The 24604-nt window shown below is 65.2% G+C and carries 21 protein-coding genes and 1 pseudogene; 10 read left to right on the top strand and 12 right to left on the bottom strand.

All coding sequences use genetic code 11. From position 1 onward, the window contains the following. Nucleotides 1-53: 53 nt before the first annotated feature. Entirely contained in the window at nucleotides 54-860 is an 807-nt protein-coding gene (locus RBB42_RS06325; RefSeq protein WP_305968970.1) for a transporter substrate-binding domain-containing protein, read from the bottom strand. 293 nt (nucleotides 861-1153) lie between these two features. On the opposite strand from RBB42_RS06325, the gene RBB42_RS06320 reads away from it, so the two are divergent. Then, a complete protein-coding gene (locus RBB42_RS06320) occupies nucleotides 1154-2608 on the top strand; it encodes an aldo/keto reductase (RefSeq protein WP_305968971.1) in 1455 nt (484 codons plus the stop codon). Here the strand turns inward: RBB42_RS06320 and RBB42_RS06315 are convergent. The 5 genes from RBB42_RS06315 to RBB42_RS06295 all read right to left on the bottom strand — a co-directional run bounded on the left by RBB42_RS06315 (nucleotide 2569) and on the right by RBB42_RS06295 (nucleotide 7809). Then, entirely contained in the window at nucleotides 2569-3384 is an 816-nt protein-coding gene (locus RBB42_RS06315) for an ABC transporter permease (protein ID WP_305968972.1), read from the bottom strand. The genes RBB42_RS06320 and RBB42_RS06315 overlap by 40 nt on opposite strands. Further along, complete coding sequence (locus tag RBB42_RS06310; protein ID WP_305968973.1) at nucleotides 3381-4217, bottom strand: ABC transporter permease; 837 nt, start codon at nucleotides 4215-4217, stop codon at nucleotides 3381-3383. Before RBB42_RS06310 ends, RBB42_RS06315 begins: the two co-directional genes overlap by 4 nt. Then, nucleotides 4214-5263, bottom strand: a complete 1050-nt coding sequence (locus tag RBB42_RS06305; protein ID WP_306043619.1) for an ABC transporter ATP-binding protein — start codon at nucleotides 5261-5263, stop codon at nucleotides 4214-4216. The genes RBB42_RS06310 and RBB42_RS06305 overlap by 4 nt, the downstream gene beginning before the upstream one ends. Next, nucleotides 5250-6428, bottom strand: a complete 1179-nt coding sequence (locus RBB42_RS06300; RefSeq protein WP_305968975.1) for an ABC transporter substrate-binding protein — start codon at nucleotides 6426-6428, stop codon at nucleotides 5250-5252. Before RBB42_RS06300 ends, RBB42_RS06305 begins: the two co-directional genes overlap by 14 nt. An 82-nt stretch (nucleotides 6429-6510) precedes the next feature. Further along, on the bottom strand, nucleotides 6511-7809 hold the full coding sequence (locus RBB42_RS06295) for a type I glutamate--ammonia ligase (protein WP_305968976.1): 1299 nt from the start codon (nucleotides 7807-7809) through the stop codon (nucleotides 6511-6513). Between the two features lie 72 nt (nucleotides 7810-7881). On the opposite strand from RBB42_RS06295, the gene RBB42_RS06290 reads away from it, so the two are divergent. After that, on the top strand, nucleotides 7882-8616 hold the full coding sequence (locus RBB42_RS06290; RefSeq protein WP_305968977.1) for an N-formylglutamate amidohydrolase: 735 nt from the start codon (nucleotides 7882-7884) through the stop codon (nucleotides 8614-8616). Further along, nucleotides 8613-9284: a cysteine hydrolase family protein gene (locus tag RBB42_RS06285; protein ID WP_305968978.1), complete on the top strand. Its 672-nt coding sequence runs from the start codon at nucleotides 8613-8615 to the stop codon at nucleotides 9282-9284. The genes RBB42_RS06290 and RBB42_RS06285 overlap by 4 nt, the downstream gene beginning before the upstream one ends. Here RBB42_RS06285 and RBB42_RS06280 read toward each other — a convergent pair. After that, nucleotides 9242-9400, bottom strand: a pseudogene (locus tag RBB42_RS06280) (integrase core domain-containing protein); the annotation flags it as partial. The gene RBB42_RS06285 and the pseudogene RBB42_RS06280 sit on opposite strands and share 43 nt — an antisense overlap. A gap of 161 nt (nucleotides 9401-9561) precedes the next feature. Here RBB42_RS06280 and RBB42_RS06275 point away from each other — a divergent pair. Next, nucleotides 9562-12075: a cation:proton antiporter gene (locus RBB42_RS06275; protein WP_305968979.1), complete on the top strand. Its 2514-nt coding sequence runs from the start codon at nucleotides 9562-9564 to the stop codon at nucleotides 12073-12075. A gap of 133 nt (nucleotides 12076-12208) precedes the next feature. Here the strand turns inward: RBB42_RS06275 and RBB42_RS06270 are convergent, their stop codons facing one another. The 5 genes from RBB42_RS06270 to RBB42_RS06250 form a co-directional block, all read right to left on the bottom strand. Then, nucleotides 12209-13516 carry a short-chain fatty acid transporter gene (locus RBB42_RS06270; protein WP_305968980.1) on the bottom strand — a complete coding sequence of 436 codons (1308 nt, stop codon included), beginning with the start codon at nucleotides 13514-13516 and terminating at the stop codon, nucleotides 12209-12211. A gap of 456 nt (nucleotides 13517-13972) precedes the next feature. After that, a complete protein-coding gene (locus RBB42_RS06265) occupies nucleotides 13973-15079 on the bottom strand; it encodes a CaiB/BaiF CoA transferase family protein (protein ID WP_305968981.1) in 1107 nt (368 codons plus the stop codon). Continuing rightward, the gene (locus tag RBB42_RS06260; protein ID WP_305968982.1) at nucleotides 15076-16224 is read right to left on the bottom strand and encodes a CaiB/BaiF CoA transferase family protein; all 1149 of its coding nucleotides are present in this window, start codon (nucleotides 16222-16224) and stop codon (nucleotides 15076-15078) included. The genes RBB42_RS06265 and RBB42_RS06260 overlap by 4 nt, the downstream gene beginning before the upstream one ends. Before the next feature lie 14 nt (nucleotides 16225-16238). Continuing rightward, nucleotides 16239-17027: an IclR family transcriptional regulator gene (locus tag RBB42_RS06255; protein WP_305968983.1), complete on the bottom strand. Its 789-nt coding sequence runs from the start codon at nucleotides 17025-17027 to the stop codon at nucleotides 16239-16241. Next, on the bottom strand, nucleotides 17024-17785 hold the full coding sequence (locus RBB42_RS06250) for an enoyl-CoA hydratase/isomerase family protein (protein WP_305968984.1): 762 nt from the start codon (nucleotides 17783-17785) through the stop codon (nucleotides 17024-17026). Before RBB42_RS06250 ends, RBB42_RS06255 begins: the two co-directional genes overlap by 4 nt. Nucleotides 17786-17948: 163 nt before the next feature. Here RBB42_RS06250 and RBB42_RS06245 point away from each other — a divergent pair, with 163 nt between their 5' ends. The 6 genes from RBB42_RS06245 to RBB42_RS06220 all read left to right on the top strand — a co-directional run bounded on the left by RBB42_RS06245 (nucleotide 17949) and on the right by RBB42_RS06220 (nucleotide 24576). Next, nucleotides 17949-19058: an extracellular solute-binding protein gene (locus RBB42_RS06245; protein ID WP_305968985.1), complete on the top strand. Its 1110-nt coding sequence runs from the start codon at nucleotides 17949-17951 to the stop codon at nucleotides 19056-19058. 3 nt (nucleotides 19059-19061) lie between these two features. Continuing rightward, nucleotides 19062-19775 carry an SDR family NAD(P)-dependent oxidoreductase gene (locus RBB42_RS06240; RefSeq protein ID WP_305968986.1) on the top strand — a complete coding sequence of 238 codons (714 nt, stop codon included), beginning with the start codon at nucleotides 19062-19064 and terminating at the stop codon, nucleotides 19773-19775. A gap of 10 nt (nucleotides 19776-19785) precedes the next feature. Further along, on the top strand, nucleotides 19786-20808 hold the full coding sequence (locus tag RBB42_RS06235; RefSeq protein WP_306043425.1) for a zinc-binding dehydrogenase: 1023 nt from the start codon (nucleotides 19786-19788) through the stop codon (nucleotides 20806-20808). Further along, entirely contained in the window at nucleotides 20805-22421 is a 1617-nt protein-coding gene (locus RBB42_RS06230) for a GMC family oxidoreductase (RefSeq protein WP_305968988.1), read from the top strand. The genes RBB42_RS06235 and RBB42_RS06230 overlap by 4 nt, the downstream gene beginning before the upstream one ends. Nucleotides 22422-22548: 127 nt before the next feature. Next, nucleotides 22549-23505 carry an ABC transporter permease gene (locus tag RBB42_RS06225; RefSeq protein ID WP_305968989.1) on the top strand — a complete coding sequence of 319 codons (957 nt, stop codon included), beginning with the start codon at nucleotides 22549-22551 and terminating at the stop codon, nucleotides 23503-23505. A 42-nt stretch (nucleotides 23506-23547) separates the two neighbouring features. Next, on the top strand, nucleotides 23548-24576 hold the full coding sequence (locus RBB42_RS06220) for a sugar ABC transporter substrate-binding protein (RefSeq protein WP_305968990.1): 1029 nt from the start codon (nucleotides 23548-23550) through the stop codon (nucleotides 24574-24576). The last annotated feature ends 28 nt before the right edge of the window (nucleotides 24577-24604 follow it).

Below are 24604 nucleotides of genomic sequence, written 5' to 3'. Positions count from 1 at the left end.
CCGGGCTTTCGTATGGGGGAGGGGGCGCGGGCGGGCCGCGCCCCGGTCAGGATTCAGAACCAGGGGGTGACGGGCACCTCGCGCAGCATCGGCGCGCCATAGTTCGCTTCCCAGACCTCCTTGACGGTGCCGGACGAATGCAGGTCATAGAGGATGATGTTCAGCACCTCGGTCAGGTTGTCGTTGCCCTGGCTGACGCCAAGCGCGCAGTAGGCAACAAAGATCGGTTCCGGCACGACGCGCCAGTTGACGCCTTCGTGGTTGCCGGTGAAGCCCATGAAGAAGTCGATGTTCTCGACGATGGCATCGGCGCGGCCCTGCGCCACAAGGCGCACGGTGTCAGCGATGCTGTCGACCAGCTCCAGCTCGACCTCGGGCATGTTTTCCTCGATCCAGCCCACGGTCCAGTTGCCGCGCATGTTCGCCAGAACGACGCCGTCCTTGTTGAAGTCCTGCCAGCCGTCGCCCTCGATCTTGTCGGTGGCCAGAACGGCCAGCACTTCGGTGTGCAGGGGGGCCGTGTAGTCGATCAGCTTGGCGCGTTCGGAATTGCGGGTCAGCGCGCCCATGGAAATGTCGATGCGGTCAGAGACGAGGAAGGGCACGCGCTGCGCGGTTTCGGTGGGCACCCATTCGACCTCGACGCCCAGTTTCTCGGCGATCATGGTGCCGATCTCGATGTCGAACCCCTGCCAGTCGCCGTTGTCGTCACGGGTGCTCATGTTGGGGAAGTTGGGGTTGATGCCGATGCGGATGGTGCCGTCGGAGAGGATCTCCTCAAGCGATTTGGCCTGTGCCCCGGGGGCGGCGGTCAGCGCCAGCCCAAGGGCGGTGACCCCTGCGATGATCCAGTTCTTCATGGTTCGGTTCTCCTGTTGGTCGGTTTTGGATTCTTTGGCTTGATGTGTTCGTTATGCGCACAAATGTCCGAAAATAGTTTGACGAACGGTTTTCGCTCGGTCAATGGTTTTTTCGTGGCGGGGCTGCGCCGGTTTCGGGATGGCACTGCGAAACGCAGGTGCGTTTGCCTTTTTTTGTCAGTTTTGACAGCGTTTTGCGGGTGGTTTTCAGGGGCTGCGCGCGCTTGTGTCTGGCGATCAGGCGCGGGATGCTGCCCAAAGAATATACGAACACCTGTGCGGAGAGCGACAAGATGAAAGAATCCCTCGACCAGATCACCCTGCCTTCGGGCCTGTCCCTGTCGCGCGTGGTCACCGGGCTGTGGCAGATGGCCGACCAGGAGCGGGACGGCAAGGCGTTCGACCTTGACGCGGCGGCCGAGGCGCTGGCCGATTACGCGCGCGAGGGGTTCACCACCTTCGACATGGCGGACCATTACGGCAGCGCCGAAATCGTGGCGGGCAAGGCGGCGCAGATCCTTGCGGCAGAGGGCGGACCGCGTCCGACGATCCTGACCAAGTGGTGCCCGGAGCCGGGCGAGATGGACGCGGCCACGGTGCGGCGCGGGGTGGAAACCGCGCTGGAACGGTTGGCGATGGACCGCGTGGACGTGATGCAGTTTCACTGGTGGCAGTACCAGTCGCCGGAATACCTGGACGCGCTGTCCGAGCTGATGAAGCTGCGCGAAGAGGGGTTGGTGGGGCATATCGGCCTGACCAATTTTGACGCGGCGCATCTGCGCATGGTGCTGAAACAGGGGATCGAGATCGCCACCAACCAGGTCTGTTTCTCCGTCGTGGATCGGCGCGCGGCCGGAGAGTTGACCCGCGTGGCGGCCGAACATGGGGTTGGCATCCTTGGCTTTGGCACGCTCTGCGGCGGGTTCCTGTCGCAGAAATGGCTGGGTGTAGAAAAACCGGCACAGATCGAAGACTGGAGCCGCATGAAATACATGCGCTTTGTCGAAACGGCGGGCGGCTGGGATCGCTTTCAACATCTGCTGGGCGCGCTGGCCCTGATCGCAGAACGGCACGGGGTGTCGGTGTCCAACGTGGCCAGCCGCTGGGTGCTGGAGCAGGGCGCGACGGCGGGGGTGATCGTTGGCGTCCGGCTGGGAGAGAACGCGCATCGCGACGACAACCGGCGGATGCTGGGCTTTGCCTTGGATGATGCGGACAAGGCGGCGATTGCCGAGGCGGCGATGCAGCCTATTCCCGGCGATTGCGGCGATGAATACCGCAAGCCGCCCTTCCTGACCGCGTCCGGCGACCTGTCGCACCACCTGGACGCTTTGCCGCCGGTGATGGTGGTGTCGGAACCGCGACCGGGGCGGCAGCGGGCCGAGAGCGGGTCGATCTGGGAGGAAAAGGCCGGGTTCGCCCGCGCGGTGCGCAAGGGCAAGCGCATCCTTGTCAGCGGCACCACGGCCACCGATCCGCATGGCGGTGCCGTCTGCAAGGGCGACGCAGCGGGGCAGGCGGTCTATATTCTCGACAAGATCGCCGGGGCGGTGTCGTCACTTGGCGGCACGCTGGAAGACGTGTTGCGGACGCGGATCTTCCTGACCAACGAGGCGGACTGGCAGGCGGTCTCCGAAGTGCACGCGCGCTATTTCGGAGAGATCCGCCCGGCCAATACGCTGATCGTCGTCAAGGAGTTGATCGGTGGTTACGAGGTCGAGATTGAGGCCGAGGCGGAACTGGACTGACGCGAAGCGCGGCGCTGTATCCACAGCGCCGCCAGCACCACCACGCCAAAGGCGACAGAGGCCAGCGTGCCGATGACGGCAATCGCCGAGACCACCGGCGCGTAGTTCGTCGCGACCCGGCTGAACAGCCATTCCGGCAGGGTGGTGTCCGCGCCGGTGGTGAAGATCGACAGGGGCAAGTTGGACCAGGACAGCAGGAAGGCGAACAGCCCGCCCGAGATCAGGCCGGGGGCGAGGTGGGGCAGCGTGACCTCTTTCAGCACCTGCCAGCGGGTCGCGCCCAAGTCGCGGGCGGCGTCCTCTTGCGCCGGGTCATAGCCGAAGAGGCGGATCGAGATGACCAGCGTCACGATCGGCAGGATCCAGACAAGATGCGCGAAAACGGCGGTTTTCCAGCTGGGCGTGATGCCGAGCGCGGAAAAGAACAGCAATAAGGCGAGTCCAAGAACCGGCTGCGGAAAGAAGATCGGCAGCACGATGGCCTTTTGATAGATCGACCGCCCGCGCCAGTCGTAGCGGGCAAAGGCCATCGCCCCCAGCGTGGCGAGGACCAACGCGAAGACCGTGACCAGCGCGGCCACCTTGAGCGAGGCAAGGTGCAGGACCAGTGTTTCGTGCTGCGAGAATGCGTCCGTGTAGGCGCCGATGGACCAGTTCCGGTGTGGAAAGCGCATGTAGCGCGTGTTGGCCAGACTGGCGAGGATGACCGAGAGGATCGGCACGTAGAGCAGCACCACGATGACGGTCAGCCAGAGGGTCTGAAGCGGTTTTCTCATCGGCGGATCAGTCGGTTGAGGTCGATGCGTGCGAGCACGGGAAAGACGACGATGGCCGTGACCAGCGTCACCAGCATGGTCAGCGCCGCCCCCATGGGCCAGTCCTGCGCGTAGGAAAAGCGCTGTTCGATGGCGCGGGTGACGACGGTGACTGCCTGCCCGCCAAGGATCGCCGCCTCTGCATTGGCGCCGATGCAGAGAACAAAAGTCAACAGCGCGCCGATGGCGAGGCCGGGCAGGGCCAGTGGCAATTCAACCTCACGCAACACCTGCCAGCGCGAGGCGCCCAGGTCGCGGGCTGCGTCGATACGGTCGCGCGGGATCAGCGCGACCCCCAGCAGCAGGGGAAACAGCATGAAGGGAAAGTGCACGTAGACGAGGCCAAGGTAGACCGCGATCTTGGTGTTCAGCACCGTGCCGATGGAAACCCCGAACAGCGCCTTGAGCGATCCGGCAAGGATACCGCCGCCGGGCATCATGAACAGCGACAGGCCGAACAGGCGCACGCTTTCGCTGACAAAGATCGGCACGGCGATCAGGCCGGTGATGATGGCCGCGCCGCGCCCGGCGCGGGCGTGCAGCATCTTGGCCGTGGGCCAGGCGATCAGAGCGCAGGTCAGCGTGGTCAGCAATGCGCCGAAGATCGACCAGTAGAACGGGCCGCCATAGCCCTCGGTAAAGGCGGCGCGGTAGTTGGCCAGCGTCAGGTCCGAGGTCAGATCAAAGCTGCGCGGCTCGATCAGGGAATACCAGCCGACGATGACGATGGGCGCGGCAAAGCCGACCAGCAGGAACAGCGCGACGGGTAGGGCAAAGAGCGGACCGGGTTTCATTCCGTGACCCTATGCGCTTGCGCCGGATCAAAGTGGAATTGCGCCTCATCCCCCGGTTGCAGTGCGCAGGAGGCGGGCTGTTCCGCGATCATCAGGCCGGCGGGGGTGTCAAGGTGCAGCTGCACACGAGAGCCAAGCTGAAAGCGTTCCTGCACGGTGACTTTGATCCCGATGCCCTGGCCGTCCGTGTGCAGGGCCTCCGGCCGCAGGATCAGGTGGCCATCGGCAAAGCCGGGCAGGGGGCTGTTCAGCTCTGGCAGGTGCTCATCGCGGATTTGCAGGATGTTGACCTCGCCCATGAAGCGGGCGACGAAACGGTCGCGCGGGCGGTCATAGATGTCCGAAGGTGTGCCCACCTGCACCAGCTGGCCGTCCTTCATGATGCCGATGCGGTCGGACATGACCATCGCCTCTTCGAGGCTGTGGGTGATGTAGACAAAGGTGCGCCCGGTGCGGCGTTGCAGGCTGCGCAGTTCGACTTCCAGCGTCTTGCGCAGGCGATAATCCAGCGCGGACAGCGGTTCGTCGAAGAACAGGATTTCCGGGTCCGAGGCCAGCGCGCGGGCCAGCGCCACACGCTGCCGTTCGCCGCCGGAACATTGGGTGACCGCCTTGCCGTAGTAGTCAGGCCCAAGGCGGACGAGATCCAGCAGTTCCAGCGCGCGGGCCTTGCGGGTGGCGGCGTCGATGCCGCGCATCTTCAGCGCGAATTCCACGTTCTGCCCGACGCTGCGGTGATCGAACAGGGCGAGCGACTGAAACACCATCGCGGTGGGACGTTTGTTCGGCGGTTGGCCCGTCACGTCCTTGCCGCGCAAGAGCAGCGTGCCGGTGGTCGGCTGGTCCAGCCCGGCAAGGATGCGCAGGAGCGTCGTCTTGCCGGAGCCGGAGGGGCCGACGATGGTGAAAAACTCGCCCTCGGCAATATCCAGCGACACCTCGCGCAGGGCGTGGGTGTCGCCGAAACGACGGCTCAGCCCCTGGAGGCTGAGCGCGGGTTGCGTATCGGCAGGGGTGCCGGTCATCTGCGGATCAGCCGCGATCACGGATCGCCGCCGAGTAGATGTCATAGAGACGGTCGTAATCGGGGATGATGTCGAATTCGACGGCATTGGAGATGCGTTCGTCAAATTCATCCCACTGGATCGCGTCCAGTTCGTCCGCGGAGAAGCGGCTGAGGACCTCGTCCTGGGCCATCTGGCTGACCGGTTGCAGGTTGCCGTTGCCGCGCGCGACGATTTCCGCCGCATCCGGGGTGGTGATCCATTCGAGGAAGTCGAAGGTCGCCTCCTTGCCGGTGGGGTTGGCTACGGCGGAGTTCAGTTCGATCCAGTTGATGCCGCCCTTGCCATCGGCGGGGCCGGAGTTGGGCGTGATGGCGTAGATGTTCGTCGCGCCCTCGGCCCGTGCAGAGCTGGCCGTGTAGGTGCCGCCGGTAAAATAGAGGTCGATCTCGCCGTTCAGCATGGCCAGGTTCAGCTGCACGAAATCCGTGGTGATCATCTTGGCGTTGTTGATCCAGCGCCGCGCGGTTTCCTCGAACTTGGCGTAATCTGCCTCTGTCTTGGGCTTGTAGGGGTGAATGCCCGCGCCCATGCAGATGTCCATCACGTTCCAGTCCTCGTAGGCGAGGATGCCGTAACGGCCCGCGAAGTCGGGGTTGTTGAACAGGTCCCAGCCTTCGTCCTTGGCGGTGGCGGGCGCGATCACGTCGGAATTGACGACGAAATCGAAGGTCTCGAAACGCTGCACGACGCCCAGTAGGTTGTTGCCGTCCTCGGAGAGGGCCCAGTCGTAGGGCATGGCGAATTTTTCGAACATCTGTGCGTATAGCGGCTCAAACCGGTCACGGGGCAGATCGTAGATCAGGCCCTCGGGCCACAGGACCTGACGCGCCCAGGGGTTGTTGAGGTTGATGAAGTTCCAGACGTTGGTTTCACCCGCGCGCAGACGGTTGACCGAAGTCGGGTCAGAGATGTGGATCTCGTAGCGGATGTCCTTGCCGGTTTCCTTGCGCCACATGTCCAGAAGGCGCGGATCGGCATAGGCGTCCCATGTCAGCAGGGCGATCTGATCCGCTTGGGCGCGGGCGCTCATCGGCAGTCCGGCGGCGGCCAGCCCGGCGGCCATGCCGCCCATCATCTGACGCCTGCTCAAGGCGCCGGACATCGGGTTGCGGAGGGATGAGGGTACGGTGGGTCGGCGTTTCATGGTCGAGTCTCCCTGTTCGTATGGCGAACTATTGCGCGCTATGCGAACCAATTCAAGAAATTTTCTGCCGCTGAAACGGTCTTCAATATGTTTTTGCGTAGCGGTTGAGCATTTGCTGCGTGTCCAGTCCGGACAGCTCCCCGTGCTCATGCGTCTTGTGCGCGGCGAAGAGAGCGAGGAAATCCGCGCCGAACCAGTCGGACAGGGCGGCGTCCGCCTGCATCGCCGTCAGCGCGTCGGGCAGGGCGCGGGGCAGGGGGGCGATGCCCTTGGCGCGCAGGGTGGCGTCATTCAATTCGGACAGGTCGCCCGTCGTCGGGGTGGGGCAGGGCAGTGCCTGTTCGATCCCCGATGCGGCCGCGTGGATCAGGGCGGCCAGCGCCAGCCAGGGCGAGGCCGTCGCATCCGCCGCGCGGTATTCATAATTAAATTGGCGCGCAATGCGGTCTGGTTCGGTGGCGGAGACCGGGCAGATGCGCAAACCGGCCTCGCGGTCCTGAACAGCAAGGTTGGCGTAGGCCGCGCTCCACCGGTGCGGGGTCAGGCGGAGGTAGCTTGCGACGGAACTTGCCGTCAGGGCGGTGATCGCGGGCATGTGGCGGACGATGCCGGCGGCGGCCTGCGCGGCGCGCGGGGACAGCCCGGCGGGGCCGTCCGGGTCATGGGTCACGGGCGTGTCACCGTCCCAAAGGCTGAGGTGGATGTGGACGCCGTTGCCGACGTTTTCCGCGTCTGGCAGGGGCGCAAAGCTCGCCGTTCGGCCGTGCGCGCGCGCCACGGCGCGGGTGATTTCGCGCAGGGCGATGGCCTCATCCGCCGCGCGCAGGGCCGGTTTCGGAGCCAATGTGACCTCGAACTGGCCGGGGCCGTATTCGCGCAGAAAACTGTCGGGCTCCATGCCCGCCGTAGTCAATGCCTCCAGCAGATCCTCGGCAAAGGGTTGGGCCTCCTGGAAACCGGCAAGGGAAAAGCCTGCGCCGCCGTCGATCCCAGAAAGCGTGAACTCATGTTCGAAACTGACGCGGAACTCGGCATTGGCGGCGGTGGTCAGCCGGGCGATGGCCGCGCGAAGGTGGCCGCGCGTGCAGGCCATCCAGGGCGTGCCGTCCCGTTCACGAATATCGCCAAGCACCATGCGCAGGGCAGGCGAGCCGGGAATGGGGGCCTCGAACAGGGCGTCCGCGTCGGGCCAGAGGGTCACGTCGCCAAGCGAGCCGAAAGGCGAGGGCGCGATGCCGTCAAAGCAGGTGATCTGCGCATTGGTCGGAGTCCAGCCGACGCCGCCCCGAATGCGTCGGTCCAGATCGCCAAGTGCAAATCCCTTGCCCCGGACCTGCCCGGAAAGGTCGCTTGTGCAGGCCATGATGAGGGGCGTCGGCATGTCGTCTCGCAATTCGGCTTGTCGTTTTTCCGAATATGTGAACAAGTGTTCGCATAATGCAATAGGTGCCCCGTGGTTCTGACGGAAAACGATCCATCCCCCGTCCATTCTTTCGGCAGTCCGTCCGGTGGGGCGTGGCTGCTGACCTGTGAGCACGCGGGTCATGCGGTGCCGGAACGGTTGGGCGATCTGGGGATCGCGCGGGATGACCTGCTGGATCACATCGGTTGGGATCCGGGCGCGTTGAACCTGACGCTTGCCCTTGCGGACATGTTGGGCGCGCGCGGCGTGGCGCAGCGCTATTCGCGTCTGGTGATCGACTGCAACCGCCCCCAAGGCGCGCCGGACCTGATGCCCGAAACCTCTGACCGGCGGCCCGTGCCCGGAAATGCCGGGCTGAGTGATGCGGATCGCGCGGCGCGTTGGGACCAGATCCACCAGCCTTTTCATGCCGAGGTGGCGGATGCGGCGCGGCGGCACCGGGCGCTGATCTCGGTTCACAGTTTCACGCCGCGCAAGCGGGACGGTGCGCCACGGGTCACCGAAATCGGCCTGTTGGCGCGGGACGGGAACCCGCTGTTCCGGCATCTGATGTCAGCGCTGCCGGGGGTCTGGACCGGGCAGGTCGCGGCCAATGATCCCTACGAGATCGAGGATGCCTCGGACTACACGATCCCGGTGCATGCCGAGGCGCGCGCGATGCCGCATGTGCTGGTGGAAGTGCGCAATGATCTGATCAGTGACGCGGAGGGCGTGTCGCGCGTCGGTCACGCCCTGTTCAATGCCTTGAAAGGATACCCGTTTTGACCCAGCCTTTCCTGTCGACAACCAGCCGCGACATTCCCTTGCAAAAGGGGCGGGTGGCGGTGCTGTTCGTGGATGTTCAGAACTTTTGCCTGCACCCCGAGGGTGGCGAAATCAGGGACGCGACAGAGGCCGAGCGGCGGGACAAGCTGCTGCCCTTCATCGACCGTTTTCGCGCGCGGGCCTTGCCGCAGATGCAGGCGCTGCAGCAGGCGGCGCGTGCGGCCGGGGTGGAGGTGATGTACACGACCATCGAAAGCCTGACCAAGGACGGGCGCGACCGGAGCCTTGACTACAAGATCACCGGATTCAACGTGCCGAAGGGGTCCTTTGACGCCAAGGTGATCGACGAACTGGCGCCCGGTGAGGATGAGATCGTGCTGCCGAAATCCTCATCCTCGGTCTTTGTGTCGACCCATATCGATTACGTCCTGCGCAACCTTGGGGTTGCGCAACTGGTGGTGTCCGGCGTGGTCACGGATCAATGCGTGGAAAGCGCCATCCGCGACGCCTGTGATCTTGGCTACCTGGTGACCCAGGTCACGGATGCCTGCGCGACCTATACCGACGAACGGCATGACGCGTCGCTGCGGGCGATCCAAGGGTATTGTCGCCAGATGACGCTTGATCAACTCTTGCCGGAATTCGAGGCGCTGCGCGCCCAATCGTGACATTTGAGCGCCAGTGCGCGGTATCCCAGTGCGCTGTGTGGCCTGACGGTGTCATGGTGACCGCGCCGCTGCCCGATCAGGATTTGAGCTTCCCGCAGGCTGTAGAAGATTTTGCCGGGTCCGCTGGCCTTGAGGTTCACTGCATGCCATGCGGTCCGGCAGCCGATTTGCCGGTCATCCAGACGGGCCTGTAGGCGGCAGGGCTGAAAATGGCGGTTTCCGGCACTACATGCCGAATCGCGCGTGCGCCCCCACGGTTTTCTGATAATTCCTCTACATGGACATCATACTTGTAACCACTGTTATTGCGTCCCTGTTCCTTGTCATCGGCCTTGCCGAACCCTTTGCCGCGCGCATCCGATTGCCCTACAGCGTGATCCTTGCGCTGCTTGGCATCCTGATCGGCGCCGGGGCGACCTTTTTCCTCAGAACGGAGCTGACGGACGCGCTGAACCCGGTGGCGGAGGCGATCCTGGGCTTGCCGATCAGGTCCAACGTCTTCCTCTACGTCTTCTTGCCGACGCTGCTGTTTCAGGCGACGATCGGGATGAACCTGCGCCGGATGCTGGACGACTGGGTGCCGATCCTCGTACTGGCGGTGGTGGCCGTCGTGGTGGCGACCGTCAGCATCGGCTACGCGCTGTCCTGGGCCAGCGCGCTGCCGCTGGCGGCCTGCTTCCTGATCGGGTCCATCGTCTCGACCACCGACCCGTCGGCGGTGGTCTCGATCTTCCGCTCGATCTCGGCCCCGCGGCGGCTGGCCCGGATCATCGAGGGCGAAAGCCTGTTGAACGACGCGGCCGCCATCGCGCTGTTCGGGCTGTTCATGGGCTTCGTGATGCTCGGGCTGCCGGATCCCAACCTGGGCGAGGCCCTTGCGCGGTTCCCCGTCCTGATCGCGGGCGGCGCGCTGACGGGCTGGGTGGCCGCGCGCGTGGCAGTCTGGGTGATGTCCCTCTTCAGCGGTCACGAACTGGCGCAACACTCGATCTCGGTCGCGCTGCCGTACCTGACCTACATCATCGCGGAACAGAGTGTCGGCGCCTCGGGCGTCATTGCCGTGGTCGCCGCCGGTCTGACGCTGAACCTGACCGCGCCGGCCCGCCTGCCGCCCCAGGCGTGGAGCAACATGCGCGACCTGTGGGATGTGCTGGCTCACTGGGCGGGGGCCCTCATCTTTATCCTTGCCGCTCTGCTCATTCCGCGCCTGCTGCAAGAGGTCCGGCTGGAGGATTTCGCCCTTGTCGGCGTGGTGGTTGTCGCGGCCGTGGCGGCGCGCACCGTGATCCTGTTCGGGTTGATGCCCCTGCTGACGGCGCTCAAGCTGTCTCCGAACGTGGAAAGACCCTATCGCGCCGCGATCCTTTGGGGTGGCCTGCGGGGCGCGGTGACCCTTGCACTGGCACTTGCCGTCACCGAGAGCGTGCGCGTGCCCGACGAGATACAGCGGGTGGTCGGCATCCTGGCCACCGGCTTTACCCTGTTCACCCTGTTGGTGCAGGGGACGACGCTGCGCTGGATCATCGGCAAGCTCGGGCTGGACCGGCTGTCGCCCATCGACGAGGCCCTGTCCCGGCAGGTCGTTGCTGTTGCGTTGCAGACCGTGCGCGAAGACGTGGCCCGAACCACCGATAACTACGACCTGAACCGTGACACCGTCCGGTCCGAGGCCAAGCGGTTCGGTGAACGCCTCGAAACCGCCGTGAAGATGGCCGAGGACAACGCCGGTATTCTGGACCGCGACCGGATCGCACTAGGGTTGATCGCGCTTGCGGGGCACGAACGCGACACCATCCTCGCGCGTATGAAAGAGAGGACCATCTCGGCCCGGATGGCGGAAATCGTGCTTTCGGATGCCGACCGGCTGATCGAGGGTGCCCGCTCGCAGGGGCGGAACGGCTATCAGAGGGCGGCTCGAAAGAGCCTTGCCTATGGCCGCGCGTTTCGCGCGGCGGTGTTGTTGCACGGGCGCTTGCGGCTGTCGGGGCCTCTTGCCCGGATGACCGCGGACCGCTTTGAGCGGTTGTTGTCCCAGCGGCTGATCATGCGCGACCTCGGGTCCTTTATCAACGGCCGCATCCGGCGCATTCACGGACGGCGGGTTGCGGACCTGCTGCACGAACTGCTGTCGCGGCGGATCGAAGCGGTCGAAACCGCGCTGGAGGGGCTGCGCCTGCAGTATCCGGGCTATGCCGAAGAACTTGAGCGCCGCTTCATCCGGCGGACGGCGCTGCGGATGGAAGAGAGGGAATACGCCGCGATGCGCGAGGACGGGCTGATCGGCGCCGAGGTTCACATGGCGCTGATGCAGGACCTTGCCGCGCGCCGAGGTGCCGCGGAAGAGCGACCGCGCCTTGACGTCGCGATCCAGCGCGCCGCCTTCATCCGCGAATTTCCCCTCTTTGCCGAAATGGACGACGGCAGCCTCAAGCGTCTGGGCCGGTCGCTGATGACGCGATATTTCGACGCCGGAGACCATGTCATCCGCAAGGACAGCCCCGCCCGCAGCGTCTACTTCATCGCCTCCGGAGCCGTCGAGCTTGAGAGCGCGGGACAGACCTGGCGTCTTGGCCGGGGCGAGATGTTCGGGCAGATGGCCCTGCTGAGCAGCAAGGCGCGCCGGGCGGACGTGCGCGCCATCGCGCCGACGACACTGCTGGTGCTGGACGAAGAGCGGTTCCGCCGCCTGTTGCACCGCAGCGAGGCGCTTCGGTCCGCGGTCCGCGAAAGCGCGGAAAAGCGCGGTGTCGATCCATCCAGCCTGTTGCCGGGAACCAGCGACGCGGCCTGATGTGCGTGATCGGGGCGGGGCAGAGCGGTGCGGCCCTGCGACGGAAATGAGCGCGCAAGGTGCAAAGGAAAGCCGCCGACCCCGTGCAGGGATCGGCGGCTGTTTCTTGGCGGTTCAATGGGCCGGCTGTGGGTCAGAAAAAGGTCAGTCCGACCGCGATGATGATCCCCGACAGGATCAGGTGCACCACGCAGAATCCCATGATGTCCTTGGCGCGCAGGCCCGCGATGCCCAGGATCGGCAGCGCCCAGAACGGCTGTACCATGTTGGTCCAGGCATCGCCCCAGGCCACCGCCATCGAGATGCGCGCGATGTCCGCGCCAAGCGCCTCTGCCGCGGGAAGGATCACCGGCGCCTGCACCGCCCATTGGCCGCCGCCCGAGGGCACGAAGAAGTTCACGATCCCGGCAGAGATGAAGGACCAGAAGGGCAGGGTGGTCGCCGAAGCCAGCCCGACAAGCTGCTGAGAGATGCTGGCCGCCAGCCCGGACTGCACCATGATCGCCATGATGCCCGCATAGAACGGGAACTGGATCACGATGCCCGCCCCGCCCTTGACCGCGTCGGTCAGCGCGTTCAGCAGGTTTTTCGGCGTGCCGTGCAGCAGGATCGCCAGTGTCAGGAACAGGAAGTTGATGACGTTCAGCGACAGCCCGCCGCCCGTCGCGAAGTACTGGATCAGCCAGGCGGCGCCCGCCGCGCCCACCAGTATCGAAAGGGCCATGCTGTTTTCCAGCCGCTCCGCCGGGGTGGGGCTTTCGGGTTTCGGGCGGTCGTCCTCGGCTAACAGGGCGGGGTCGACGTAGACGGCCTCATCCTCGCGCGGCATCATCGCCCGGTTGACCAGCGGCACGGCGATGAACAGCGCCGCCACGATGATCAGGTTGAAGGTGGAAAAGATGGTGTCGGAGGTGGGGATCACGCCGGCGATTTCGGCAAAGGGGTGCCCCTCGGTCGCGATGGACAGCGGCACGGACCCGGCCAGGCCGCCGTGCCAGACGATAAAGCCGGAATAGGCCGATGCGACCAGCAGGCGGTAGTCCACCTTGATCGTGCGCGCCAGTTCGCGCGCAAACAGCGCCCCGACCACAAGGCCGAAACCCCAGTTGATCCAGGACGCCGCCAGCGACACCACGCTGACCAGCAGGATCGCGCTGCCCGCGCTGCTGGCCATGCCGGCCAGCGCGGACAGCCCGCGCCGCACAAGCGGAGTCGAGGCCATCATGTAACCGGTGACCAGCACCAGCAGCATCTGCATCGAGAAGGTCAGCAGCGACCAGAACCCGTCACCCCAGTAGGTGACGACCTCCATCGGGCCGGTGCCCTGCGTCAGCACGGCGGCCAGCCCGGCCACCAGCGTCAGCACAAGCACAAAGACAAAGGGATCCGGCAGGTAACGGTCCACGATCCGCACCATGGGACGTGAAATAAAACCGAGCATGATGCTCTCCTTGATGATGAAGTTTTGAGCAGGTTTATGCGGCGCCCGTATCAGGGCTGTGACGCAAGGAAAAGACCTTGGCAGCCGGGCGTCGGTCGCACCGGGTGGGTTGGATTGAATCGACGAATGTTGATCGCCTGCGCTGTCGGTCTGCGCGGGTGATCTCGAAACCAAGGTGCAAAGTCTCTACCCAGATGGTGCCTCGAAGGGCGGTCATGGATAGCCTCTGGCACCCTCATATGGGTTTCGAGGGGCTTTGTCAGGTTGCAGGCCGCCCGGATCCGACGCACGGCCAAAGCTGGGATAACCACCGGGCTCGTACATCGTCAGCACAAGGGGGTGAACGATCGGGCCGAGGCCGCACACTGGCATGTGCGACGGCGTGAGTAGATCATGAGCCGGTTCAAATCGCCAGGCCAGGCACAGCGGTTGTTGTCAGTCCACGACCAGACCTTGTTACCGTTTTGGCGACAACCCGAATTCCGCGCGCAAGGCGCTGCCGTGCTCATCCAGTCCCGGACCGACGCGGGCCGAAGAGCCGACAGAACCGCCCATGCGCAGAGGCAGGGACGGTGGTAACATGCGGCTGACCGGATCGCCTCCCTTGGCGCGCAGCTCGTCCCAGGTCAGCACCCGAGCGCACCAGACGCCTTGCGCCCCCAGTTCCGCTTCCCAAGCCTCGGCAGGCTTGTCGCGCAGCCGCCGGGTAATACGCTGGCACAGCGCCTCACGGTCCTTGAAGGGATCCCCGGCAAGATCGGGCAGGTCCAGCAAGGGGCCAAGCCGGTCCAGCGGGGTCATGGCCAGCGCAAGATGGCCCGTGGCACAGGCATAGACGCCATAGGGCGCCCCAAGGTAGCCGTGGGCAGAGCCTTCGCTGCGGCGGGCAGGGGGCGCCTCTCCATTGCTGAGCCAGGTGCTGAGGAACTCGAACTGCATGTCCATCAGCGCCTCCAGCAGGGAGGTCCGCACATGAGTGCCTTTGCCGGTGCGGGCATGGTGGAACAGCGCCGCCAGCAGACCCTGCGCAAGGCAGGCCCCGGCGGAAATATCGGCAATGGGCAGGCCAACGGGCACCGGGCCGTCATCGGCATTGCCCGATAGCCACATCAGGCCAGACCGCGCCTGCGCCAAGAGATCCTGTCCCGGTTCGCAAGACCATGCGCCGCTCTCACCATAGCCGGAGATGCTGCCATAGATCAGGTCGGGTTTGAGGGGGCGCAAGTCTTCATAGGCAAGGCCAAGACGTTGAATCACGCCGGGGCGAAAGTTCTGGATCACGATGTCTGCCTGCGCGATGAGGCGGCGGGCGGCATCCAGCCCCTGAGGCGCCTTCAGGTCCAGCGCGATGCTTTCCTTGCCCCGGTTTATGGCGTGAAACAGCGTCGAGGCGCCCTTGATCCTCGTGTCCGAAACATAGTGCCGGCGGCAGAGATCGCCGCCGTCGGGGTTTTCGACCTTGATGACCCGCGCGCCCATATCCAGCAGCCGCAGAGAGGCATAGGGGCCGGCCAGAAACTGGCTGAAATCGATAACGGTGAGGCCCGACAGTGGCGCGCTCATGGCGTCAGGATCGCGGCGGTGTCGGCGCCAAGGGCAGGGGCTGCGGCTGGGTTGCGCAGGGTCTGACCGTCGATGCGGATGGGACAGCGCGTGGTGCGGGCCTCGGCGCCTTCGGGCGTGCGGATGGTCTGCAGGGGATCGAGCGCGGCAAAGCCGTCGCTCGCGGCAAATTCCGGCCAGTCCAGAACCGGCGCGCACCAGACACCCGCCGCGCCTAGGATTTCCAGCCAATGTTGCCGGGGGCGGGTTTCCAGAACCTTGCTGACGACGGCCTTGACCTCATCCAGCCGGGTGAAAGCGTCCTCTTGCGCGAAGGCGGCGATCTGTGGGGCGTCCAGCAGATCACCCAGCTTTGCCAGCGGGCACATTGCCAGAGCCATCCAGCCGTCCGTCGCGCGGTAGATGCCATAGGGGGCGGGCTGATAGGGGTTGGCGTTGCCCTGCGCGTGGCGGCGGGGCTGTTGGTTGTCGTCGTTGAGAAAACAGGTGAACTGTTCAAAGGTCATGTCCAGCGCGGCGGACATCAGGTCCACCTCTACCAGTCCGCCCGTGCCGGTGATCCCGCGCCGAACGAGGCAGGCCAGGATCCCCTGCACCAGGTGCCCGGCGGTGGCCACGTCCAACATGGCAAAGCCGGTGGGGACGGGACCGTCATCGGCATTGCCGTTCAGCCATGCGATGCCTGACAGCGCCTGCACCAGCAGATCCTGACCGGGTGTGTCGCGCCAGGGGCCGATACTGCCATAGCCCGACACAGCGCCGTAAACGAGGCGCGGGTTCAGCGCGCGCACCGCGTCATAGCCCAGCCCGATGCGGTCCATCACGCCGGGGCGAAAGTTGTGGATCATGACATCGGCGGTTGCGATCAGCGCGCGGATGCGGTCCAGATCGGTGGGCTGTTTCAGGTCGGCGGTGACGCTTTTCTTGCCCCGGTTGAAGGTGTGAAACACAAGGCTGTCACCCTCCAGCCGCTGATCGTTGACCACCATCGAACGGCAGAGATCGCCGCCGTCGGGGCGTTCGACCTTGATCACCTCGGCCCCCAGATCGCAAAGGCGCAGCGCGGCGACGGGGCCAGCAAGGAATTGCGCGAAATCCAGAACACGCAGGCCGGTCAGGGGCAGGGCAGGGGCGTTAAGGGTCATTTAGTTGCCTTATATCAATAGGTTAACGCTTTTTCATGGGGGCTGTTCTGGGGCGAAAAGCCCAATTCGCGCGACAGGTCCAGCGCGGTGGCGCGGATTTCGGCCAGGGTGGCCTCTGCGGTGGAGGCCTGACCGAGTTGTTGGATGAAACCGGAGGTGATGGCCGCCACCACGCCGCGCGCGTCAAAGACAGGCGCGCAGAGGTTGCGCACGCCTGCGATCATCGTGCTGGGCACGTCCTCATAGCCGGTGTCGCGGATGCGGGTCAGGCGGGCGCGCAGGGCGTCACGCTCTGCCTTGGGCTGGCGGGCGATGTGGCGGGCCTGCGTGTCCTCGTCCGAGAAAGCAAGGATCACATGGCCGGAACTGGTCTGGCTGACCGGGAAGAGCGCGCCGGTCCGCACGGCATAGCCGGCGGGCAGGGGGCTTTGAACCGAGGTCAGGACCATAACGTTTTCCCGGTTCAGCACGCCAAGGTGGCAGGACTGATTGGTGCGTGCGGCGATGCGCTCCAGCCGGGGCAGGGCGGCATAGATCAGCCGTTCGGTCGGGTCATGCCGGTGCGAGAGTTCGAACAGGCGCAGCGTCAGGGAATAGCGGCTGGTCTGCGGATCCTGTTGCAGGTAGCCGCGTTCGGTCAGGTAGATGACGATGCGATACAGCTCTCCCATCGTGCGGTTGAGCGCGTCGGTGATCTCGTTCATCGTCAGGCCATTCGGTGCATCGGTCAGCAGTTCCAGCACGTCCAGCGCTTTTTCCACGGCCGGGACGGTGGATTTCTTTTTCTCTTCGGTCTTGCTCATAGTTCTTCCCCTGACTGCTTGGCGCGCAGTCTGGCCTGTTCCGCCTTGGCGAAACAGAGGGACATGAGTTCGTTTTCGTTGCGAAGGCCCTGTTCCAGCGTCAAATCCATCGCGCCGCGCACCGCCGCCTTGACCGCCTGCGTGGCGTGGGGGGCGTGTCCGGCGATTTTCTGGGCGATTTCGCGGGCCTTGGTCAGCTCCTCGCCGGGCTCGGTGAGGTATTCGACCATGCCGATGCGCGCGGCCTCTTCGGCGTCAAAGCGGTCACCGGTCAGCAGGTATTTCAGCGCCTGCCCCTGACCGCAGAGGCGGGTCATGTGCTGCGCCGCGCCGCCCGCGCCGTTCCAGCCAAGTTGTACCTCTGGCGCGGCAAAGACCGCCGTGCGCGACACCACGCGCAAATCGCAGGCCAGCGCGATTTCAAGACCGCCGCCAAGCGCCCAGCCCTTGACCGCCGCGACGGCGGGTTTGCGCAAGGACAGGATCGGCGGGATGTAATCGAAGCGGTTCCGCCAGGCCCAGAAGTCCTCGTACCCGTCCAGAGCCTTGATGTCGGAGCCTGCGCAAAAGGCGCGCTCGCCCGCGCCGCGAAAGATCACCACATGAGCGGCGGCGGTGTCGTTCGCCTCTGCGCAGCAGGCGGCGATCTGGCGGTACATGGTGGGGGTCAGGGCGTTGTGCTTGGCGGGACGGTCCAGCGTGATTTCCGCGATGTTCCCGGTCAGGTCAAAGCGCACGGCGCCATCGGTGTCACCCATCGTTCCCTCCTTGGTCAGACTGCCGCCCTGCGCCACGCGGGGCCGGGATGGCGGCTTTTTGGGTATCATGTAACTTCCATATGTCAAAATAATTTTGATACTTGAAAATTTGGCGGGCGGCGCGCAGGGTGGCCGCCAATCGCCGGAATCGGGAGGAGGGCGCATGAAGCTGACAGGCATGACCTGGGACCATCCGCGTGGGTTCGACCCCGTGGTGGCGGCCTCTGCGGCCTATGCTGCGCAGACGGGCGTCGAGGTCACCTGGGACAAGCGGTCCTTGCAGGCCTTTGCCGATGCGCCGATTGCCGAGTTGGCCGAGCGGTATGATTTCATCGTGCTGGATCACCCGCACGTCGGGCAGATCGCCGAGACCGGGGCGCTGTTGCCGCTGCCCGCGCCGGGGGATGCCAGTGCGTCGCTGGGGGGATCGGCGGAAAGCTATCTGTGGCAGGGCAAGTGCTGGGCCTATGCGCTGGACGCGGCCTGCCAGATGGCGGCGTATCGGCCTGATCTGGGCGCGTCGCTGCCAAAGCTGTGGGAGGATTTCCTGCAAGATGACGCGGCGCGGTTTCGTCCGCTGACGCCGCTGTTGCCGGTCGATGCCTTTGACATGCTGATGACGCTGGTGGCGGGCCGGGGTGAGGTGGACATGCCGCGCGACGGGCGGCATTTCGTATCGCCGGAAAACGGGGAATACGCGCTGCGGGTGCTGCGGGCGCTGTACCGGCTGGGCCCGGACGAGCAGGTCGAGATGAACCCGATCAAGGTGCTGGAGGCGCTGACTTGCGCGGACGAGTTCGCCTGTTCGCCCTGCCTGTTTGGCTATGTGAACTACGCGCGGCCCGGCTTTCGTCCGCATCCCGTCCGCTATTTCGATCTGCCGCTCTGCGCCGGTCACGACCGGCCCCGCGCGATCCTGGGCGGGGCGGGAATCGGCGTGTCCGCACGCACCCGCGCCCCCGAGGAGGCGGTGGCCTTTGCACGGTGGATCACGTCAGAGCCGGTGCAATCGGGCGTCTATCTGGACAACAATGGCCAGCCCGCGAACCGCCATGCCTGGCTGGCGCAGCAGGGGAACGCGGATGTGGCCGGGTTCTTTCAGGGCGGGTTTCACACCATCGACAACGCCTGGACCCGGCCGCGCGCGCCCTGGTTCCTGGGCTTCGTCGACGAGGTCTGCGCGATCATGCCGGAGTTCTTTCGCAAGGCGATCCCCGAGGACCAGTTCCTGCGCCGGATCGACGCGCTTTACCGCCATCACAAGGAGGCCTGAGCCATGCCCACTGCCGTCATCACCGGGGGAAACAAGGGGCTTGGCCTCGCCCAGACGCAACGCTTCCTGGAGGCGGGCTTCGATGTCTATGTCGTGGCCCGCAGCCGCGCCGAGGTGGACACGCTGGAGGGCGCGCGCTTCGTGGAATGCGACATCGCCGCCGACCGTGCCGCGGACTGGCTGGCGGATCTGCGTGGGCAGGCCGGCCCCATCTCGGCGCTGGTCAACAACGCGGGCGTGCACCTGAAGAAGCCGGTCTGGGACGTCGCCCCGGAGGAGCTGGACCGCGTGCTCGACATTAATGTGCGCGCCATGTTCGCCGCCTGCGGCCGCTACGTGGCGCTGCACCGCGAGGCGGGCGGCGCCATCGTCAACATCGCCTCCATGGGCGGGATCATGGCGCTGCCCTCGGCCGCCGCCTATGTCACCGCCAAGACGGCGGTGGTGGGGCTGACGCGCTCTGTCGCCGTGGATGCGGCGCCCTTCGGCATCCGCTGCAACGCCGTCTCTCCGGGCTTTATCGAAACGGACATGACCCGCGCGATCCTGGCCAAGGATCCGGCGCGGCGGGACAAGATCGAGGGGCGGATTCCGTCTCATGCCTTTGGCAGCCCGCGGGATGTGGCGGATGCCGTGTTTTACCTCGCCTCGGACCGCGCGTCTTACGTGAACGGCGTCAACCTGCCGGTCGACGGCGGCTATGCGGTGGGGTTCTGAAAGAATGACCATGCTTCAGACGAAACTGACCGCCGCCGAACGGGTCGAGACCGTGGCGCAGGAGGACGGCCCGATCCCTGAGGGCCATGTGCGCCTGCGCCTTGCGGTGGCGAGCCTTTGCGGGACGGACCTGCATTACTACGCGCATTTTGCGAACGCGGGCTTTCAGTTGCAGAACGCCGTGACGCTGGGGCACGAGGCCTGCGCCTATGTGGTGGATCCGAACGGGTTTGACCTGCGCGCGGGGCAGTTGGTGGCGTTGAACCCGATCATGAATTGCGGGATCTGTGCGGCCTGCCAGCGGGGGGAAAAAAACCTCTGTACGACGAAGAAGTTCCCCGGCTCGGCCACCACCGTGCCGCATCTGGACGGATTCTTTCGCGAGGTGATCGACCATCCGGCACGCTGCTGCCGCCCGGTGGCCGAGGGGGTCAATCCCCGCCACCTGACCTTTGCCGAGCCGATGGCCTGCGCGCTGCATTCCTTGAACAAGGGTGGCGTTTCTGCGGGTCAGCAAGTCTTGGTGACGGGCTGCGGGCCGATGGGCCTGCTGGCGATTGCGGGCGCGGCGGCGCGGGGTGCGTATGTGACCGCGCTGGACCTGCGGGCAGGGGCGGTCGAGGTCGCGCTGAAAGCGGGCGCAGAGACCGGGCTGATCGGCGGGCAGTTCGACGAAGGCGAGATCGAAAAGCGGTTCGACGTCGTGGTCGAGGCCTCGGGCGCGATCCCGGCCTACAACACCGCGCTCAAGGCGGTGCGGCCCAAGGGGCGCGTGTCGATCCTGTCCAACATCCAGCCGCGCGAGGCGCAGGTGATGCTGCATCTGGTGATGCTGAAAGAGATCGAGATCGTGGGCTCGTTCCAGTTCAACCGTGAATTCGAAGAGGCGGTGCAACTGGTCGAATCCGGGGCGGTAAATTTCGACGCGCTGACCGCCGCCACCTATCCGTTGGAACAGGCGGGTGAGGCGCTGGCCGCGATGGCGGCGGGCGGGGCCTATGGCAAGATTCTGCTTCTGGGGCCGGGGGCATGAGCGCCGCTTATGATCATATCGTTGTCGGCGGCGGCTCTGCCGGGGCGGTCGCGGCGGCGCGGCTGGTCGAGGGCGGGGCGCGGGTTCTGCTGCTGGAGGGCGGGCACCACCACCGGCACCCGCTGTTGGACATGCCGCCGGGGGTGTTCAAGCTGCTCAAGAACGGGTCCAAGTTCTTTCAGACCCATCGCAGCACGCCGCAACCGCAGTTGAACGGACGCCAGACGGAGATCCCGCAGGGCAACGTGCTGGGCGGCGGGTCCACCGTGAACGGGCAGGCCTATGTGCGTGGGCGGCCACAGGATTACGACGCCTGGCACGAGGTTCTGCGCGGCGGCAATGACGGGGTCAGCTGGGCCTGGGAGGACGTGCTGCCGCATTTCAAGCGGCTGGAAGGCAACCGGAAGTTCAACGACGATCTGCACGGCTGCGACGGGCCGCTGGTGGTATCGGACCCCGGCCATATCGACGATATGGCGCGCTGGTTCGTGCAGGCGCTGCAGGCGCAGGGCGAGCCGTTCAATCCCGATTTCAACGGGCATCGGCAGCGCGGGGTGGGCTTTTTCCAGTTCACCTACAATCAGGGACAGCGAGTGTCGGCGGCCTATGCCTTTCTCGATCCGCTGAAGGACAACTCGAACCTGACGATCAAGCTGCAAGCGCGCGTGCGGCGCGTGGTGATCGAAGATGGCCGCGCGGTAGGCGTGGTCTGGCGCGATGCGCGCGGCGTGGAGCATGAGGCGCGCGCCAGCGGTGAGATCCTGCTGTCGGCGGGGGCCTTCGTGACGCCGAAGCTGTTGATGCTGTCGGGGATCGGCCCGGCGGATCATCTGCGCGAACACGGGCTGGACGTGGTGGCCGACCTGCCCGGCGTGGGCGCGAACCTGCAGGATCACCCGGACGTGTCCATCGTGGCGCGGGCCAACGGGCCTTATGGCTATTATGGGCAGGATCGCGGCTGGAACATGCTGCGCAACGGGCTGGAGTTCAAACTGTTTGGGCGCGGGCGGATCACGACAACGGGGCTAGAGGCCGCCTGTTTCGTCAACCCGACGGACCCGGACGCGCTGCCCACGCATGTGGCCTATTGCATCCCGGTGATGTACCTGAACCCCGAGCAGGCCAAGACGATCCGCGAGGATTACGGCGTGTCGATCCAGATGGTGCTGCTGAAACCGCAATCGCGCGGGACCGTGCGGCTGACATCAAGTGATCCCGACGCCATGCCAGAGGTGAACCCCAACTTCCTGTCGGATCCGCACGACATGGCCGAGATGGTCAAGGGGCTGCGCTATTTTGGTCAGACCATGCAGACCCGACCGCTGGCCGACAGGGTGGCAGAGGTGGTCGCGCCCACGGATTGGTCTGATGCCGCGCTCGAAGAGCACTGTCGGAGGGTGGTGAAGACCAATTTCCACCCCGCGGGCACCGCCAAGATGGGGGCCGAGGGCGACCCGATGGCGGTGCTGGATGCGCGGATGCGGGTGCGTGGCATCAGCGGCTTGCGGGTCTGTGACATGTCCGCGGTGCCAGAGATCCCGGCGGGCAACACCAATGCGCCCGCGATGGTGCTGGGCGACCGCTGTGCCGAGATGGTGCTGGGAAACCTGTAGTTTGAGCATTCCAAACTGAGAGTATCATAAGACAAAATGCAGAATATTCGCAGATAAACTTGACAATATCGCCGAATCTCTGCCGTATGGCTAGAATTTGGTACGACCAAAATGAACCGAGGACACCATGCCTGACTTGTCGCGCCTGTTGCGGGAAAAGAACATCATCTTCGTTACGCTGGCGCTGTGTCTGGTGTTCTACCTGATCAGCCCGCGGTTCCTGAGCCTTGACAACATGTCGGCCATCTCGCGCCAGATCGTGCCCATCGGGCTGATCGCGCTGGGGCAGTTCTTTGTCGTCGTGTCCGGCAACATCGACCTGTCGATGGGCATGGGATCGGTGCTGTTCGCCATCGTGCTGGGAGTGTTTTTCGGCATGACCGGGGGCGTGGCGCTGGGGATCGTGGCGGTGATCGCCTGTTCCCTGGCGTTGGGGTTCTTCAACGGGGTCTTGGTGACCAAGCTGAGGCTGCCCGCCTTCATCGTCACCCTGTCGATGCTGTTCTGCGCGCAGGGCCTGTCGGGCCTGATCATCCCGCGCGGGCAGCAGATCTTTCTCATGGGCGATTTCTTTCGCTTCATCGGGGCCGAGAAATTCATGGGGCTTTACTGGTCCTTCCTGTTCCTCGTCGCGCTCTTCGTGCTGGCCTGGGTGGTCTACAACCACACCCGCTGGGGCGCGGCGGTGATCGCCGTCGGCAACTCCGAGGAAAACGCCCGGCTGGCAGGCGTGAACGTGGACCGGGTCAAGATCGGGGTCTTCATGTTCTCGGCGCTGTGTAGCGGTTTTGCCGGGATCATGCTGTCGTCGCGGATGGGGTTCGTTCAGCCGGGGCTGGACGGCAACGGGCTGCTGCTGGACGGGATCGCGGCGATCATCATCGGCGGCACGCTGATCCTGGGCGGGCGCGGCACCATCGGCGGCGCCTTCTGGGGGCTGCTGTTCATCGGAGTCATCAACAACGCGCTGAACCTGCTGAACGTCGAGGACGTCTGGCACCAGGTGTTCAAGGGCGCGGTGATCCTGGCGGCGCTGGGGGCCAACTGGGTGCTCTGGCAGTCGCGGCAGGTCGAGGCTCACTGACGCAGGAACGACGCAGAAGAATTCAACACGGAGGAGACGACAATGAACTTCAAGACAGGACTCATGTCCGCGACGGCGCTGACCCTGATGGGCGCCCCGGCGGTCGCGCAGGATGACACGCTGGACATCGTGTTCATCAACGACGGCCACGTCGCGCCCTATCACGTTGCCTGGCTCAAGGGGTTCGAGGATGCGATTGACGCCTATGACGAGGCCTTCCCGGATACCAAGATCACCGGCCGCTGGCTGTCGGCCGAAGGCTCGCTGGAGAAGATGATCCAGCAAACCGAGGTGACGATCAACGAAGGCCCCGACGTGATGTTCGTCAACGCCATCAACGTCGATGCCTTCGAGCCGCTGGTCGCCAAGGCGCAGGAGGCGGGCATCACCTGGATCGCCGTGCATTCGCCCATGGACAGCGCCGACTACAGCTTTACCCTCGGCGACGTGGTGAACGGCACCAATCAGGGCCTGGCCATGTGCGCCCTGTCGGGCGGAGAGCCCTACAAGGTGGCGATCATGCTGGGGCAGGCGGGCAACCCGTCGGGCGAGGCGCGCCGCGAGGGCATCCTGAAGGGCATCGGCGCCTGCGACAACATCGAGGTCGTGGCCGAGCAGCCCGCCGACTGGGACACGGTCAAGGCGCAGTCCATTGCGGAAAACTGGCTGACCCAGTTCGAGGACCTCGACGCGATTTCCGGCGTCACCGACGCCTACATGTACCCGTCGATCGCCATTGCCACCAACAGCGGCAAGGACCTGGATTTCTACGGCTACGACGGCGATATCCCGATCCTGCAGCAGATGCAGAACGGCACCGTGAAGGCCGACATCCTGCTGTCGGGCACGCGCGAGGGCTGGAACTTTGTCCAGATGGCCTATCGCATCCACGAGGGCGAGACGCCGGACAAGGTCTATGACTTCTTCACGCCGCTGGTGATGACCGAGGAGAACCACAAGACCGCGCTCGACAACGGCTTCCCCGAGGATGTCGAGGTCTACTACGTCGACGAGGCGCTGGACGTGGCCGCGAAGGGCTATCTCGAGTTCGGCCCCGACTCGGTCAAGTAAGACAGGCGGGCGGCGGCGGGTGTCCCGC

Origin of the sequence: Mameliella sp. MMSF_3455, assembly GCF_030733205.1 — a bacterium.
GTDB lineage: Bacteria > Pseudomonadota > Alphaproteobacteria > Rhodobacterales > Rhodobacteraceae > Antarctobacter.
The sequence above is the reverse complement of the archived record's forward strand: the minus strand, read 5'-3'. Positions and strand labels throughout refer to the sequence as shown.

Bases quoted from the DNA above. Each gene is read 5' to 3' on its own strand.
- RBB42_RS06320 (WP_305968971.1), top strand. From the start codon at position 1,154: ATGAAAGAATCCCTCGACCAGATCACCCTGCCTTCGGGCCTGTCCCTG.
- RBB42_RS06325 (WP_305968970.1), bottom strand. From the start codon at position 860: ATGAAGAACTGGATCATCGCAGGGGTCACCGCCCTTGGGCTGGCGCTG.
- RBB42_RS06310 (WP_305968973.1), bottom strand. From the start codon at position 4,217: ATGAAACCCGGTCCGCTCTTTGCCCTACCCGTCGCGCTGTTCCTGCTG.
- RBB42_RS06225 (WP_305968989.1), top strand. From the start codon at position 22,549: ATGCCTGACTTGTCGCGCCTGTTGCGGGAAAAGAACATCATCTTCGTT.
- RBB42_RS06270 (WP_305968980.1), bottom strand. From the start codon at position 13,516: ATGCTCGGTTTTATTTCACGTCCCATGGTGCGGATCGTGGACCGTTAC.
- RBB42_RS06265 (WP_305968981.1), bottom strand. From the start codon at position 15,079: ATGAGCGCGCCACTGTCGGGCCTCACCGTTATCGATTTCAGCCAGTTT.
- RBB42_RS06245 (WP_305968985.1), top strand. From the start codon at position 17,949: ATGAAGCTGACAGGCATGACCTGGGACCATCCGCGTGGGTTCGACCCC.
- RBB42_RS06230 (WP_305968988.1), top strand. From the start codon at position 20,805: ATGAGCGCCGCTTATGATCATATCGTTGTCGGCGGCGGCTCTGCCGGG.
- RBB42_RS06275 (WP_305968979.1), top strand. From the start codon at position 9,562: ATGGACATCATACTTGTAACCACTGTTATTGCGTCCCTGTTCCTTGTC.
- RBB42_RS06240 (WP_305968986.1), top strand. From the start codon at position 19,062: ATGCCCACTGCCGTCATCACCGGGGGAAACAAGGGGCTTGGCCTCGCC.
- RBB42_RS06315 (WP_305968972.1), bottom strand. From the start codon at position 3,384: ATGAGAAAACCGCTTCAGACCCTCTGGCTGACCGTCATCGTGGTGCTG.
- RBB42_RS06260 (WP_305968982.1), bottom strand. From the start codon at position 16,224: ATGACCCTTAACGCCCCTGCCCTGCCCCTGACCGGCCTGCGTGTTCTG.
- RBB42_RS06250 (WP_305968984.1), bottom strand. From the start codon at position 17,785: ATGGGTGACACCGATGGCGCCGTGCGCTTTGACCTGACCGGGAACATC.
- RBB42_RS06220 (WP_305968990.1), top strand. From the start codon at position 23,548: ATGAACTTCAAGACAGGACTCATGTCCGCGACGGCGCTGACCCTGATG.
- RBB42_RS06300 (WP_305968975.1), bottom strand. From the start codon at position 6,428: ATGAAACGCCGACCCACCGTACCCTCATCCCTCCGCAACCCGATGTCC.
- RBB42_RS06235 (WP_306043425.1), top strand. From the start codon at position 19,786: ATGCTTCAGACGAAACTGACCGCCGCCGAACGGGTCGAGACCGTGGCG.
- RBB42_RS06255 (WP_305968983.1), bottom strand. From the start codon at position 17,027: ATGAGCAAGACCGAAGAGAAAAAGAAATCCACCGTCCCGGCCGTGGAA.
- RBB42_RS06295 (WP_305968976.1), bottom strand. From the start codon at position 7,809: ATGCCGACGCCCCTCATCATGGCCTGCACAAGCGACCTTTCCGGGCAG.